The organism is Actinoallomurus rhizosphaericola (assembly GCF_024055675.1).
GTDB classification, from domain to species: Bacteria; Actinomycetota; Actinomycetes; order Streptosporangiales; family Streptosporangiaceae; genus Actinoallomurus; species Actinoallomurus soli.
This window is the reverse complement of the sequence record NZ_JAMXMW010000013.1, coordinates 47,582-61,564: the sequence shown is the minus strand read 5'-3', so window position 1 is coordinate 61,564 and position 13,983 is coordinate 47,582. Positions and strand designations below refer to the sequence as shown.

The 13,983-nt window shown below is 75.6% G+C and carries 15 protein-coding genes; 5 read left to right on the top strand and 10 right to left on the bottom strand.

Annotated elements, in window-relative coordinates; all coding sequences use genetic code 11:
* Positions 1 to 71: 71 nt before the first annotated feature.
* A complete protein-coding gene (locus NE234_RS26810; RefSeq protein WP_252783421.1) occupies positions 72 to 1,409 on the bottom strand; it encodes an aminotransferase-like domain-containing protein in 1,338 nt (445 codons plus the stop codon).
* A 106-nt stretch (positions 1,410 to 1,515) separates the two neighbouring features.
* Here NE234_RS26810 and NE234_RS26805 point away from each other — a divergent pair, with 106 nt between their 5' ends.
* Positions 1,516 to 2,412: an alpha/beta fold hydrolase gene (locus tag NE234_RS26805; protein ID WP_308206933.1), complete on the top strand. Its 897-nt coding sequence runs from the start codon at positions 1,516 to 1,518 to the stop codon at positions 2,410 to 2,412.
* A gap of 95 nt (positions 2,413 to 2,507) precedes the next feature.
* Here the strand turns inward: NE234_RS26805 and NE234_RS26800 are convergent, their stop codons facing one another.
* Both NE234_RS26800 and NE234_RS26795 read right to left on the bottom strand, forming a co-directional pair.
* Positions 2,508 to 2,882, bottom strand: coding sequence for a VOC family protein (locus NE234_RS26800; RefSeq protein WP_252783420.1), 375 nt, complete (start codon positions 2,880 to 2,882; stop codon positions 2,508 to 2,510).
* A gap of 128 nt (positions 2,883 to 3,010) precedes the next feature.
* The gene (locus NE234_RS26795; protein ID WP_252783419.1) at positions 3,011 to 3,631 is read right to left on the bottom strand and encodes a YigZ family protein; all 621 of its coding nucleotides are present in this window, start codon (positions 3,629 to 3,631) and stop codon (positions 3,011 to 3,013) included.
* A 260-nt stretch (positions 3,632 to 3,891) separates the two neighbouring features.
* On the opposite strand from NE234_RS26795, the gene NE234_RS26790 reads away from it, so the two are divergent.
* Positions 3,892 to 5,223: a PP2C family protein-serine/threonine phosphatase gene (locus NE234_RS26790; RefSeq protein ID WP_252783418.1), complete on the top strand. Its 1,332-nt coding sequence runs from the start codon at positions 3,892 to 3,894 to the stop codon at positions 5,221 to 5,223.
* 106 nt (positions 5,224 to 5,329) lie between these two features.
* Here NE234_RS26790 and NE234_RS26785 read toward each other — a convergent pair whose 3' ends face one another.
* On the bottom strand, positions 5,330 to 6,295 hold the full coding sequence (locus NE234_RS26785; RefSeq protein ID WP_252783417.1) for an EamA family transporter: 966 nt from the start codon (positions 6,293 to 6,295) through the stop codon (positions 5,330 to 5,332).
* Positions 6,296 to 6,454: 159 nt separating this feature from the next.
* On the bottom strand, positions 6,455 to 8,065 hold the full coding sequence (locus NE234_RS26780; RefSeq protein WP_252783416.1) for an FUSC family protein: 1,611 nt from the start codon (positions 8,063 to 8,065) through the stop codon (positions 6,455 to 6,457).
* Positions 8,066 to 8,094: 29 nt separating this feature from the next.
* Between NE234_RS26780 and NE234_RS26775 the strand changes: the two genes are divergently transcribed.
* Positions 8,095 to 8,577 carry a MarR family winged helix-turn-helix transcriptional regulator gene (locus NE234_RS26775; protein WP_252783415.1) on the top strand — a complete coding sequence of 161 codons (483 nt, stop codon included), beginning with the start codon at positions 8,095 to 8,097 and terminating at the stop codon, positions 8,575 to 8,577.
* Between the two features lie 11 nt (positions 8,578 to 8,588).
* Positions 8,589 to 9,887, top strand: coding sequence for an alpha-amylase family protein (locus tag NE234_RS26770; protein WP_252783414.1), 1,299 nt, complete (start codon positions 8,589 to 8,591; stop codon positions 9,885 to 9,887).
* A gap of 14 nt (positions 9,888 to 9,901) precedes the next feature.
* Here NE234_RS26770 and NE234_RS26765 read toward each other — a convergent pair whose 3' ends face one another.
* The 3 genes from NE234_RS26765 to NE234_RS26755 form a co-directional block, all read right to left on the bottom strand.
* Complete coding sequence (locus NE234_RS26765) at positions 9,902 to 10,315, bottom strand: MerR family transcriptional regulator (RefSeq protein WP_252783413.1); 414 nt, start codon at positions 10,313 to 10,315, stop codon at positions 9,902 to 9,904.
* Between the two features lie 43 nt (positions 10,316 to 10,358).
* Positions 10,359 to 10,790 carry a VOC family protein gene (locus NE234_RS26760; protein ID WP_252783412.1) on the bottom strand — a complete coding sequence of 144 codons (432 nt, stop codon included), beginning with the start codon at positions 10,788 to 10,790 and terminating at the stop codon, positions 10,359 to 10,361.
* A 107-nt stretch (positions 10,791 to 10,897) separates the two neighbouring features.
* Positions 10,898 to 11,230: an ArsR/SmtB family transcription factor gene (locus NE234_RS26755; RefSeq protein ID WP_252783411.1), complete on the bottom strand. Its 333-nt coding sequence runs from the start codon at positions 11,228 to 11,230 to the stop codon at positions 10,898 to 10,900.
* 84 nt (positions 11,231 to 11,314) lie between these two features.
* On the opposite strand from NE234_RS26755, the gene NE234_RS26750 reads away from it, so the two are divergent.
* Positions 11,315 to 12,625 (top strand): MFS transporter, encoded by a 1,311-nt coding sequence (locus NE234_RS26750; RefSeq protein ID WP_252783410.1) that lies wholly within the window; start codon positions 11,315 to 11,317, stop codon positions 12,623 to 12,625.
* A 98-nt stretch (positions 12,626 to 12,723) separates the two neighbouring features.
* Here the strand turns inward: NE234_RS26750 and NE234_RS26745 are convergent, their stop codons facing one another.
* Positions 12,724 to 13,011, bottom strand: a complete 288-nt coding sequence (locus NE234_RS26745) for a hypothetical protein (RefSeq protein ID WP_252783409.1) — start codon at positions 13,009 to 13,011, stop codon at positions 12,724 to 12,726.
* Positions 13,012 to 13,118: 107 nt separating this feature from the next.
* The gene (locus tag NE234_RS26740; RefSeq protein WP_252783408.1) at positions 13,119 to 13,913 is read right to left on the bottom strand and encodes an AraC family transcriptional regulator; all 795 of its coding nucleotides are present in this window, start codon (positions 13,911 to 13,913) and stop codon (positions 13,119 to 13,121) included.
* Positions 13,914 to 13,983 lie beyond the last annotated feature (70 nt).

Here is a 13,983-nt window from a genome sequence, read left to right as displayed (position 1 = left end):
CGAAGGTCCCGACCCGGTGGGCCTTCGGGCATCTCCGCCGGGCCGGCGGGCGTTCGGCGGAAGTGCCCGTGTCATTCGGCGACGGTGTCCTCGGGGGTGCCGTGGGCGATGGCGGCCAGGGTGGTGAGCGCGTGGTCGAGGGTGCCGGGCGGTGGGGAGGCGAGCCCGAGGCGTACGGCGCCGGGCGCGGCGGGCCGGCCGACGGCGAACGCCGCCGCGGGGGTGATGGCGATGCCGCGCCGGGCGGCGGCCGCGACGAACGTCTCGGCGCGCCAGGGGTCGGGCAGCCGCCACCAGCAGTAGTAGGCGTGCGGGTCGGCGTGCACGGTGAAGCCGGTGAGGGCGCGTGCGGCGATCCGCTGGCGGGCGGCGGCGTCGTCGCGTTTGGCCTGGCCGATGACGGCGGCGGTGCCGTCGGTGATCCAGCGGGTGGCGGCCTGTAGGGCGAATCCGGTCGCGGTCCAGGCGCCGGACCGCAGCGCGGAGGTGAGGCGGTCGGTGAGCGCGGGCGGGGCGAGGATGAGGCCGGCGGTCAGGCCGGGCGCGAGCCGTTTGGACAGGCTGTCGATGAGGACGGTGTGGTCGGGAGCGAAGGCGGCCAGCGGCGGTGGCCCGTCGGTGAGGAAGGACCAGATGCGGTCCTCCACGGCGGTCAGGTTCAGGCGGGTGAGGGTGGCGGCGAGTTCGGCGCGCCGCGCGGGCGCCATGGTGAGGCCGAGCGGGTTGTGCAGGGTCGGCTGCAGGTACACGGCGTGCAGGGGGGTGGTGCGGCAGGCGTCGGTGACGCCGTCGGGGCGCAGGCCGTGCTCGTCGAGGGGCAGCGGGACGGGGGTGATGCCGAGCCGGGCCGCGATGGCCTTGATGACGGGGTAGGTCAGGGACTCCACGCCGAGGCGTCCTCCGGGCGGGACGAGGGCGGCCAGGGCCGCGGCGATCCCCTGGCGGCCGTTGCCAGCGAACAGGACGCGGTCCGGGTCGGGGTCCCAGCCGGGGCAGGTCAGGAGCGCGGCGGCCGCGGCGCGGGCGGCGGGGGTGCCGGTGGCGGCGCAGGGGCGCAGGGCCGGGCCCAGGACGTCGGGGCGGAGCAGGGGCGTGAGGCCGCGGGCGAGCTGGGCGTCCTGGCTCGTGACGAGCGGGTAGTTCAGCTCCAGGTCGATCCGGGCGGCGGCGGGTTCGGCGAGCGGGGGGCCGGGAACGGGGGCGGCGGCCCGTACGAAGGTGCCGCGGCCGACCTCGCCGACGACGAGGCCGCGGCGGGTCAGTTCGCGGTAGACGCGGGCGGCGGTGGATTCGGCGATGCGGTGGTCGCGGGCGAACCTGCGCTGGGGCGGGAGCCGGTCGCCGGGCCGCAACCGCCCGGCGGTGATGTCGGCGGCGATGGTGTCGGCGATGCGCCGGTAGTCCTCCAACGGGCATTCCCTCCGATTGCTCCGAGGGCAATGATCCTATTGCACCGAGAGTGCACTGATCAATAGCATCGAGTGGTCGGTGTGCGCAGGCGGGAAGGGGCCCGTGGTGGGTGCGGTGTCGGTGAACGGGATCACGGTGGGCTACGACGACGAGGGCGAGGGGGAGCCGCTGGTGCTGGTGCACGGCCACCCGTTCGACCGCACGATGTGGAGACCGCAGGCGGCCGCGTTCGCGGCCGAGGGACGGCGGGTGATCGTGCCGGACCTGCGCGGGTACGGGACCTGCTCCGTCGTCGCGGGCGCCACTCCCCTGCGGACCTTCGCGCAGGACATCGCCGCGCTCCTGGACCACCTGGGGATCGGGGAGATCACGCTGGGCGGACTGTCGATGGGCGGGCAGATCGTGCTGGAGTTCCTCCGGCTGTTCCCCGGCCGGGTGCGGGCGCTGGTGCTGGCCGACACGTTCGCGCAGGCCGAGACCGCCGAGGGCCGGGCGGCGCGGTACGCCATGGCCGACCGGCTCGAGCGCGAGGGCATGGACGGCTACGCCCGCGAGAACCTGGCCAAGATGATCTCCCCGGCGAACGTCGAGGCGCTCCCCCACGTCGCCCGGCACGTCCTGGACATGATGCGCGGGGCCCCGCCGGCGGGCGCGGCGGCCGCGCTGCGGGGCCGGGCCGAGCGGCCCGACTACACCGGCCTGCTCCCCCGCGTCGGCGTGCCGACGCTGATCGTGGTCGGCCGTGAGGACGAGTTCACGCCCGTGGCCGACGCGCGGTTCATGCACGAGCGGATCCCCGGCTCGCGGCTGGCGGTCCTCGACGGGGCGGCGCACCTGCCGAACCTGGAACGGCCCGAGGAGTTCAACCGGATCCTGCGCGCCTTCCTGACCGGCCGGGACGACCCGGCCGGCGCGCCCGCGGGCCGCGCCGCCGACGATCGCGCCGGCGGCCGCGGTGAAGCGGCCGGCCGCGCCGTAGGCGACGCCGCGATAGGCGCCTGACCCGCCACGGAGTGTGCGCCGCCCCGGCGCGCGGGTCGCGCGCCGGGGCGGCGGCCGTCAGGAGGCGGCCCCTGTGCGGCCCCTGTGCGGCCTTGTCAGGAGGAGGCGGGACGCGGGCAGACGCAGAAGGGGTGCCCGGCCGGGTCCAGCAGCACCCGCCAGCGTCCCTCGCCCGGCTGGAAGTCCGGGCGGGAGGCGCCCAGCTTCACGCACCGCGCCTCGGCCTCGTCCAGGTCGTCGGCGTACAGGTCCAGGTGGTAGCGCTTGGGCGCGTTCTCGTCGGGCCAGCTCGGCGCCTGGTAGCCCTCGACGCGCCCGAAGCCGATGTTGGTCACGCCGTCGCCGATCATCGCGTAGTCGCCTTCGCGGTGAGTGATCGGCATGCCGAGGACCTCGTGGTAGAACTCGGCGAGCGCGCCCGGATCGGCGCAGTCGAAGTTGAACATGGCCAAAGAGGCGATCGCGGTCATGTGACGCCGCCCTTTCGTTCGTCGGTGACGGGTCGATCATTCCGGCGGTACCTGACATCTTCTGGCAGTTTTCCGGGAGCACCTCGAGGCGGCGTGCGCTCCCGCGGCCCCGGCCCCGCGGCGCCCGGTCAGATCTCGACGTCGACGAGAGTGCGGGCGCCGCGCCGCAGCGCGGCCTGCCCGCCGGTGGCGGCCGCGGCCCATGCCTCGAACGCCGCGAGGTCCTCCTCCGGCACCGCGACGTCGATCTCGGCGCGGGGACCGTAGCGGGCGCCGATCGGCGGGTACGGGGAGGCGTGCAGGTCCCGCTGGAGCCGGCCGGCCCGCTCGTGGCCGACGGCGACGGTCACGGTGACGACGGGACGCCGTTCGACCACGCCGACCGCGTCGATCGTCTCGGCGACCGCCTGGCCGTAGGCGCGGACCAGGCCGCCGGCGCCGAGCTTGACGCCGCCGAAGTACCGGGTGACCACGGCGGCCACGCCGGTCAGGCCGCGGCGGCCCAGCACCTCCAGCATGGGCGGGCCGGCGGTCCCGGCCGGTTCCCCGTCGTCGCTGTTGCGCGTGATCTCCCCGCGCTCGCCCAGGACGAAGGCGGTGCAGTTGTGGTTCGCGTCGCGGTGGGCGCGGCGGCGCCCGGCGATGAACGCCTGCGCCTCCTCCTCGGTGACGACGCGGGCCAGGGCGCAGATGAACCGGGACCGGCGGATCTCCAGCTCGTGGACGCCGGAGTGCTTGATGGTGCGCATGTCGCCTCCCACGGTAGGGCGCACCCGCCGCGGCGGCCCCGCCGCCACCTCCGTCGTCACCCAACGTGACGTACGGTGCCGGGCCGTACCGGCCGGTCCGCCCGCCCGTACCGCGGCGCCGCCGGGTCCGTCGGCCGGTCTGAGGTGGTGATTCGCATCGGGCATAGTGGAACGGCCCGCCCGGACGTCGCGTGCCCGGGGCATGCGGGATGATTACTCGTCGATCACACCCAGGATGGGCGGCACAGGGAGCGCGGCTGATGGAATCGTTCGAGGTCCCCGACGGCGTCCCGTCGCCGGCCCCGGTTGCGCCCGCGGGCGAGGAGGCGCGGCTCGCGGCCGTCCGCCGCTACCGGATCCTCGACACCCCGCCGGACGCGGCGCTGGACCGGATCGCGGCGCTGGCCGCCAGGATCTTCGGCGCGCCGATCGGGACCGTGACGATCGTCGACGGCGACCGGGTGTGGTTCAAGGCGGCGCACGGGCTGCCGGGCGTGGAGGAGGTGCCCCGGGGGCCGGGCCTGTGCGCCGAGGCGGTGTCCCGGCCCGGGCCGTACGCCGTCGCCGACGCCGTGCGAGACCCGGACGCCTGGGAGCATCCGCTGGTGGCGGGCGAGACGGGGGTGCGGTTCTACGCGGCCGCGCCGATCACGACGCCGGACGGGCACCGGCTGGGGACGGTGAACGTCATGGGGACCCGGCCGCGCGAGGCCGACCCGCAGGAGCTGGCGGTGCTCGGCGACCTGGCGGCCCTGGCCATGGATCACCTGGAGCTGCGGCTGTCGGCGCTGCGCGCCGCCGCGCTCGAACGCGCGGTGCACGAGACCGCCGAGCGGGACAGGACGCAGCTGACGGCCCTGGCCGACGCCCTGCAGCGGTCCCTGCTGCCCCCGACCCTGCCCGAGATGCCGCACTGTGAGATCGCCGCGCACTACCAGCCGGCCATCGAGCCGATCGGCGGTGACTTCTACGACCTGTTCCCCCTCGACGAGCACGGCCGGCGGTGGGGCCTGTTCATCGGTGACGTCGTCGGCAAGGGCGCCCAGGCGGCCGGCCGTACGTCCCTGGTCCGCTACACGCTGCGGACCGAGGCGATCACCCGCCCGAACCCGGCGCGGATGCTGACGGGGCTGGACGCGGCGATCACCCTGGACCAGGCCGTCTACGGGTCCGGCGGCGCGGAGATGTGGTTCTGCACCGCCGCGGCGGCGATCGTGCGCCCGGGCCCGGCCGGCGCGATCATCACGATCGCCGCGGGCGGCCATCCCCCGCTGATCGTGCTGCGCGCCGACGGCGGGCTGGAGAGCCGTGAGCTGCGCGGCCCGATCATCGGCTGTCTCGAGGGCGCGGTGTACGACAACGTGCACCTGGAGCTGGCCGCCGGTGACACGCTGCTGCTGTACACCGACGGGCTGATCGACGCCCACCGTGACGGGGCCCGGCTCGGCGAGGACGGGCTGCGGGAGTTCCTGGCCGGCTGCGGTGGGCTGGCGGCCCCGGCGCTGATGGAACGCCTGCGGGGCCTGGTCGCGACGTTCGACGAGCCCGCCGACGACGACATCGCCATGGTCGCCCTCAGCATCCCCGCCTGACCGCGGCCGCCCTGCGGGCCGAGTGAGGCCGACCGAGGCGTCGGTGACGCCGTGCCGCGGGCGCGCGAGAAGCCGCCGCGCGCCGGTGACGGCGGTGGACGGTCCGTCAGCCGCGCGACGCGGCGCCGACGGCCGGGTCGTCATCGGGCCGGCGCGCCGGGCCGGTCGTCCGGGGCCGGTCGGCGGCGGTGAGGAGCAGGACGGCGGCCAGGGTCAGGGCCGCGCCGAGGTACTGCAGCGGCAGCAGCCGCACGCCGAGGAACAGGGCGCCGGCCAGCCCGGCGACGGCCGGTTCGATCGTGCTGACGATGGCCGATTCGGTGGCCGTGATGTGGCGCAGGCCGGTGACGGACAGGCTGAAGGCCAGCGCCGTGGACAGCACGACCACGATCGCGGTCAGGGCGGTCACGGTGACGGCGTCGCCGACCGGGTGGGCCCGCCAGGGCGGGGCCCAGATGAGCATGGGGACGCTCGCGATGCTCAGCCCCCACGCCGTGGTCGCTCCGGAGCCGATGACCCGGACGATCCGCGCCGAGGCGAGCATGTAGTACGCGAAGGCGAGGGCGGACGCCAGGCCGAACACGACGCCGAGGGGACCGACCCGCAGGGCGGCGAGACCGCCGCGCCGGCCCAGGACGAGCAGGGCCACGCCGACGCCCGCGGCCGCCAGCGCCGCCAGCCGGCCGGGCGAGGGACGGACCTCGCCGCGCAGCATCTGCCATCCGGCCGTGATGGCGATGGCGTTGTACTGCAGGAACGTGGCCGTCGCGACGTCGGAGTGCTCGATGGCCGCGAACCAGGTGTACTGGGTCGCGGCCATGCCGACGAGGCCGAGGACGAGGAGCCGCCCGATGTGCCGGCCCGGCCAGGCGGGGCGGAAGACCGCCAGCAGGAGCAGCCCCGCGCCCGCCATGCGGACGGCGACCAGCCAGCGCGGATCGATGCCGTGCCGGTGGAACAGCTCCTGGGCCGCGACCCCGCCCACTCCCCACAGGACGGCGGCCGTGGCGGCGAGGATCAGGCCGGCCGTGCGCCCGATCGTGCCACGTCGTCGCGTGGTGTCCTGCAGCAAGCGACCTCCTGCTTCCGGGGCGCTCGCCGGGTGACGCCCTGCTCCGTGTCCGTTTCGCCGGACTCGCGGTCATGATGCCAGAGGCGGGCCCGGCGCCTCGCGACGCCTCCCGCCTGCGGATCCCCGCCCCGGCACGGGCCGCCGCGCCGCCGTCGCGTCTCAGCCACGGGCGGAGGCGAAGATGCGCTGCAGGGTGCGCAGCGCCGCGTCGAGTTCGGTGAGCGCCGCGCGTACGCGGTCGGCCGGGGATCCCGGCGCCGTGGGGACCGTCTCGTCCCGGGCGGGCGGGGGCCGTCCGGGAAGGGCGCGGCGCCCGACCGCGAGGCGGGCCCGGGTCAGGTCGGCCGCGACGGCGGCGTGCATGCGGAGCACACCGGGCGCGTCCAGCACGGCGTGGTGCTCGGCCGCGCATCGCGCGATGGCGTGGACCGGCGCGGCGCACCGGCGCACGGCGTCGATCGCGTCGGCGGGATGGGAGCGGCCGGGGTGATGGAGGCCGTGGAGGGCGCGGTGGGCCCGCAGCGGTCCGGCGATCTGCTCGAGCCGCCGTACGGCGCCGTCGAACCTGACCTGGTCGTCGGCCAGCCGGGCCGGATCCCGGCGCGCGGCGGCCAGGAAGTCCCCCAGCACGGCCAGCGCGTCCGCGGTGCGGCGGCGCAGTACGTCGGCGGACCGGATCGGCAGGATCAGCCAGGACGCCGCCACGCCCAGGACGGCGCCGACGGCGATCGCCTCCAGGCGGGTGCCCAGCAGACCCGGGGCGGACTGCCCGAAGTAGCCGTACAGCAGGGCCAGGACCGCGGTGACGCACCCGGCCCAGTAGGCGTACCCGAAATGCCGTAGCCAGGTCGCCGCGGCCAGGACAACGAAGATCACGACGACCGTGCGGTGGTCGTGCACGCCGAACGTGCCGGCGATCACCGTGGCGGCCGCGGTGCCGGCCGCCGCGCCGGCGGTGCGCAGCACTCCCTTGTGCAGGACGTCCGCGCGGCCCCGCGCGCCGCTGCACACGACGAACGCGGTGAGCACCACCCACGTCCAGTGCTCGGCGAACGCCGCGTGACCCGCGACGAAGGCGGCGCCGACGGCGCCGGCCATCTGCAGGCTCATGCGCGTGCTCGCGGACGGCCGCCGCCCGCCGCCCGCCCGGGCCGGTGGCGTGTACGCCGGGGCGGCCGGGCGGGTGAACCCGGTGCGTTCCGCGGCCCACCGGGCGGTGAGCCCCCACGACGCGGCGAGCAGCGCGACGAGCGCCGCCCACAGGTCCTGCCCGTGACCGGCGGGCGGAACGCCGGGCACCTGCACGACGAGCACGGCGACCAGCGGCAGCACCGCGAGGGTCCCGGCCCTGGTCGCGCGCGGCCCGAACCGCCGTACCGCGATCGTGGCGGCGAGCAGGACGGTGAAGACCGCGTCGCCGGCGACGCGGTGGCCGGCCATGAGCCGGGAGGTCTCGGCCGCCGCGACGGCCAGGGGCGGCAGGACCGCCAGGGCGATGAGCCGGTCGGCGACGCCGGTGCCGGACCCGGCGCGCGACAGGGTCAGCGTCAGCGCGACCGCCTGGATGAGGGTGTCCACGTGCAGGTGCGCGGCGTGCTCGAGCAGCAGCGCCGACCCGTACGCCGCCAGGGTCGCGGTCATGCCGACGGCGGTCGCCCGCAGCGCCGTCAGCCCCGGATCGAGGCGCTGGACGGCGGAGAGGCAGGCGTGGACGGTAAGAGATGCGTACGAGATGAGAGCCGTGGAACGCCGTATCGGCTTGTCGCTCATGGCGGGATACTAAGTGATAGCGTAGCAATGTGAGCGCGACGGATGAGGGTGCCGACCTCCTGGACGGCGCCGCGCAGGTGCGTCAGGGCGTGACGCGGCTCGGGCGGCGGCTGCGCGCGGCGCGCGCGCCCGGGGCGCTCAGCGCCAACAAGCTCGGGGTCCTCGGCCACCTGCACCGGCACGGGCCGGCCACCGCCGGGGAGCTCGCCGCCGCCGAGTACCAGCGGCCGCAGTCCCTCACCCGGGTGTTCGCCGAGCTGGAGCGGGCCGGCCTGATCACCCGGATCCGGGACGACCGCGACCGCCGCCAGTCGGTGCTGGCCATCACCCCGGCGGGCACCGCCGCGCTGGCCCGCGACATGGCCGAGCGCGACGCGTGGCTGGCCTCGGCGATGGCCGGGCTCTCGGACACCGAACGCCAGGTGCTGCGGCTGGCCGGGGCGCTGATGGAGCGGCTCGCCGGCGACCCTTCCCACCCCGGCCGCCCGGGCGGCCGGCCCACCGACCACTGACGGGATCCGCCATGCACTGGTCCGACCACGCCATCTGGTGGCACGTGTACCCCCTCGGCTTCACCGGCGCCGAACGCCGGGCCCTGCCGCCGGGCGCGCCGCCGGTGCCCCGGCTGTCCCGCCTGGAGGGCTGGCTGGACTACCTGATCGACCTGGGCTGCAACGGGCTGGCGCTCGGCCCGGTGTTCGCCTCCGAGACCCACGGCTACGACACCGTCGACCACTTCCGTGTCGACCCGCGCCTGGGCACCGAACAGGACCTGCTGCGGCTGATCGAGCGGGCGTCCGAGCGCGGGGTCCGGGTGCTGCTGGACGGGGTGTTCAACCACGTCGGCCGGGGCTTCCCCGCCTTCGCCGACGTGGCCGCGCACGGGCCGCGCTCACGGTACGCCTCCTGGTTCCGTCCCGCGCCCGGCGGCGGCTACGAGACCTTCGAGGGCCACCACCGGCTCGTCGCGCTCGACCACGACGAGCCCGAGGTCGCCGACTACGTCACCGAGGTGATGACGCACTGGCTCGAGCGCGGCGTCTCCGGCTGGCGGCTGGACGCCGCCTACGCCGTGCCGCCGCGGTTCTGGCGCACCGTCACCGGCCGGGTCCGGGCGCGGTTCCCCGGCGCCTGGCTGATGGGCGAGGTCATCCACGGCGACTACGCCGCCTACGTCACCGACGGCGGACTGGACTCGGTCACCCAGTACGAGCTGTGGAAGGCGATCTGGAGCTCGCTCAACGACCGCAACCTGTTCGAGCTGGCCTGGGCGCTGAAACGGCACAACACCCTCCTGGAGACCTTCGCGCCCTACACCTTCGTCGGCAACCACGACGTCACGCGGATCGCCAGCCGCCTGGACGACCCGCGGCACCTGGAGCACGCCCTGGTGATCCTGTGCACGGTCGGCGGGATCCCCGCGATCTACTCCGGGGACGAGCAGGCGTTCCGCGGGATCAAGGAGGAGCGTGAGGGCGGCGACGACGCGATCCGGCCGGCGTTCCCCGACGACCCGGCCGAACTGTCCGGGCAGGGCCGTCCCCACTACCGGCTCCACCAGGACCTCATCGGGTTCCGTCGGCGACACCCGTGGCTGGTCCGCGCCCGTACGACGGTGACGGCGCTGACCAACACCGTGCTGGTCTACATGGCCGCGGAAGGCGACGAGGGCGTCGCGGTCGCGCTGAACGCCGCGGACGATCCCGCCGAGGCCGACCTGTCGGCGGGCCCATGGCGGCACGCCGCCGGGCCCGGGCGGATCGAGGGGAACCGGGTGAGCCTGCCGGCGGCCGGCTGGGCGATCGCGACCCGCGACCGGTAGGCCGTGCCGGGTCCTCAGCCCGCGGACGCGGGACGGCACGGCGCCGCCCGGCCGGCGAGGACGTCCTCGTACACGCCGACCTTGTGGTCGACCAGGTCCAGGCACCGTGCCAGGTCGCCGATCTGGGCGGTGAGCCGTTCCCGGTGGGCGCGCAGGAGGGTGAGGCGTTCCTCCTCGTTGCCGTCCCCTTCCCGGACCAGTTCGGTGTAGCGGCGGATCGCCGGCAGCGGCATGCCCGAGGCCCGCAGGATGACGCAGACCGTCAGCCAGTCGACGTCGTTCTCGCTGTAGAGGCGCCGGCCGCCCGGGTCGCGCCGCACCGGGTCGACCAGCACGCCCTCACGCTCGTAGAAGCGCAGCGCGTGCACGCTCAGGCCCGTTCGCTCGGCGACCTGCCCGATGGTCAGCAGTGGTGCGGGATCCGGCATGCCGCCCAGCGTAGGCCCACCCCGGCCGGCGGCGGCGCGGGGCTCAGACGGCGAAGACCTGCGCGTCGTCGGCGAACGCCTTGAACTCCAGGGCGTTGCCCGCCGGGTCCAGCAGGAACATCGTCCACTGCTCGCCGGGCAGGCTCTCGAACCGCAGGTACGGCTCGATGACGAACGTGGTGCCCGCCGCGCGGAACCGCTCGGCGAGCCGGTGGAACTCCGGGATGGTCAGGATCAGGCCGAAGTGAGGCACGGGAACGTCGTGGCCGTCGACGGGGTTGTGCACGCGTTCGGCGCGGCGGGGCGCCAGGTGGGTGACGAACTGGTGGCCGTGCAGGTTCCAGTCGATCCAGGTGTCGGCGCTGCGGCCCTGCGCGCAGCCGATGACCTCGCCGTAGAAGACGCGGGCGGCCTCCAGGTCGTCGACGGGCACGGCCAGGTGGAAGCGCGGGATCGGGGAGTCGAGCGTGGACACGGCGGGTCGTCCTTTCGATCGGCGTTCGCGGGCGGCGTTGCGGCGCGAGCGGCGTTGCGGTGGCGGTGGCGGGATCGCCCGCCGGGGCCGTGGCGGCGGTCAGGGGGTCATTCGCCGGCGGGGGCCGGGCGCAGGACGGCGGCGAGCAGGCCGGGGAACCGCTGCTCCAGGTCGTCGCGGCGCAGGCTGACGTAGCGCTGCCGGCCGTGGGGGACGTTGCGGATGACACCGGCCTCGCGCAGCGTCTTCAGGTGGTGGGACAGGGTCGATTTGGGGAGGTCGCCGCCGGTGGGCTGGCAGGCCGCGACCTCGAGGGGCCCCTCGGCGAGCCGGCGGGTGATCTCCAGGCGCGCCGGGTCGCTGAGCGCGAACAGCACGTCGGTCAGGACGAGGTCCGCCGCGTCGGGATGGGCGAGCTCACGTGTCGATCCGGGCCGCATGGTTCGATAATAGTTGAACAGTGGGCCGGGCCGGAGTAGCCTCCAATAGTTCGAAGATTTTGGAACTATTGGAGGAGCATCGCAATGTCCACAGTGGACGACCGCGTCACGCCCGCGGCCGCCCGTGCGGCCCGGCGCCTGCCGCGCGCGGCCGGCTTCTGGCTGCTCGGGGCGACCCTGCTGGCCTTCATGGGCGCCGCGAGCGCCCCCTCCCCGCTCTACGTCGTCTACCAGCACCGGTGGGGATTCTCGGCGACCACCCTCACGGCCGTCTTCGCCGTCTACGCCCTCGCCCTGCTCATCGCGCTGCTGACCGTCGGCGGGCTGTCGGACTTCCTCGGCCGCCGGCCCGTGCTGATCGCCGCGCTGCTGGCCGAGACCGTCGCCATGGTCGTGTTCCTCACCGCCGGCGACGTCGGGACGCTCCTGGCCGCGCGCGTCGTCCAGGGCCTGGCGACCGGCGCCGCGACCGGTGCCATCAGCGCCGGCCTGGTCGACCTGCAGCCCGGCGCGCGGCTGGGCTCCCTGGTCAACAGCGTGGCCCCCTCCCTGGGCCTGGCCGCCGGCGCGCTGGGCAGCGGAGCGCTGGTGCAGTACGCCCCCGCGCCGACGACCCTGGTCTTCGCGGTGCTCACCGCGGTCTTCGTGGTCCTGGCGGCCGTGATGGCGTTCATTCCCGACTTGGTGACCCCGCGCCCCGGCGCGCTGGCGTCCCTGCGGCCCCGGGCGGCCGTCCCGGCCCCCGCCCGCGCGGCCTTCCTGGCCGTCGCGCCCTGCCTGGTGGCGACCTGGGCGCTGGGCGGGCTGTACCTGTCCCTGGGCGGCTCACTGGCCGCGGGCGTGCTGCACATCGGCAACCACCTGGTCGGCGGGCTCGTCGTCACCGCCCTGACCGGGGCGGGCGCCGTGGTCTCGGTGCTCGTCCGCGACCGGGCGCCGCAGCGGGTCATGGCCGCCGGGTCGGCCGCGCTGGCCGCCGGGACCGCCGTGACGCTCCTGGCACTGGGCACCGCCTCGACGTCGCTGTTCTTCATCGGAACGGCCATCGCGGGCTGCGGGTTCGGTGCCGCGTTCCTCGGGGCGTTCCGGTCCGTGGCGGCCCTGGCGGGCACCGGGCAGCGGGCGGAGCTGTTCGCCTCGGTGTACGTCGTCAGCTACCTGGCCTTCAGCGTGCCCGCCGTCGTCGCCGGGACCGCGGTGCCGTCATTCGGCCTGCGGGCGACCGCGACCGCCTACGGCGCCGCCGTCATCGCCCTGTCCCTGATCGCGGCCGTGTCCGAAGCCGTACGGTCGCGGACCGCCCGCCCCGCGGCCGCCCCGGCACCCGCCGCCCCGGCACCCGCCGCCCCGGCACCGGCCGCGCCGTGCCCGGTCGGCGACCGCGCCGCCGGGTGACCCGGCGCGACCACGGGTACCGGGCCACCGGCCGTGAGAGCGGAGACCGGTGACGGGCGGGCAGCCGAGGGGGGCGCCCGCCCGTCACCGACGGTTGATCAGATCACCCAGAGGTCGTAATTGGTCCAGGTGCTGCCGTAGCACTGGTACTTGGACCAGGAGCGGTTGTTGATGCCGCGGTTGCCGACCTCGATGCAGCTGCTGGCCCAGTAGTAGTTGTCGATGTAGCGCCAGCCGGGGCCGGGCGGGTCGCTGCAGGGGTGGTTGCAGCGGAGGGTGAGCGTCCCCTGGGCCGGCGCCGCACTCGCGGGGGACGCGACGACGACGCCGGCGGTGACCAGCGCGCCCGCGACGGCGGCCGCCGCCGTGATCTTCGGTATTCGCATGAGCGGACCCTTTCGTCCGGGGGAATTCCCACCTCGAACGCTAGGCGCGGCCCCCTCCGCGGGTCTTGAACGAATGCGAAGCGTTCCCAGGCGAGTGCGGACCGTGATCAGCGGACCGTGGTCGCGGCGGCGTGCTCGGCGCGGAGCGCGGTGGGCGTGCGGCCCGCCAGGCCGCGGAACTCCCGGGTGAGGTGCGCCTGGTCCGCGTAGCCGCACACCGCGGCGATCCGCGCCGGCGGCGGTCCCGCCGGCGCGGTGAGCAGGCGCGCGGCGCGTTCGAACCGTAGGAGACGGGCGATCGTCTTGGGCGGCAGCCCGATCTGCTCGGCGAAACGCATCTCCAGGCAGCGGCGGGTCACCCCGGCCTCCTCGGCCAGCGTGGCGACGCTCACCGTGCCGCCGGTCCGCCGCAGCAGCCGCCACGCCCGCAGCACCGTCGGCGCCGGCTGCGGCCCGGCGCCGAACCAGGCCGGCAGCACACTGTCCAGGAGCGCGAACCGCGTCGCCCAGTCCGGCGCGTCACGGAGCCGTCCGGTGAGCCGCTCCGCGCGGCGCCCCAGCAGGTCGGCCAGGTCCACGGTCGTGTTGCTCAGCTCCCGCATCGGCACGCCGAACAGCGCGTACGCCCCGGGCGGGGTGAGCTCGACGGCCATTCCCCGGTGGCGGCTGTGCTGCTCGAACAGGACGGGACGGTCGTGCAGGCCGGTGACATGCGAGGCCTGGACGCGCAGGGGACGGCCCGGCCCGCTCACCACCCGTACCGAGGCGGCGAAGTCGAGGAACAGCGTCACCCCGCAGCCGGCCACGGCGCGACCCCGCAGCGGCCGGTCGGCGTCGACGCGCAGCCCGGCGTACCCGGCGACGTGGCCGCGCAGCACGGGTGCCGGCCGTGCCGCCACCATGCGGGGCTCGCACCCCGGATCCGGGCATTCCAGTATGACTCCCCCGATGCCATTCACCATCGCCCGCCCT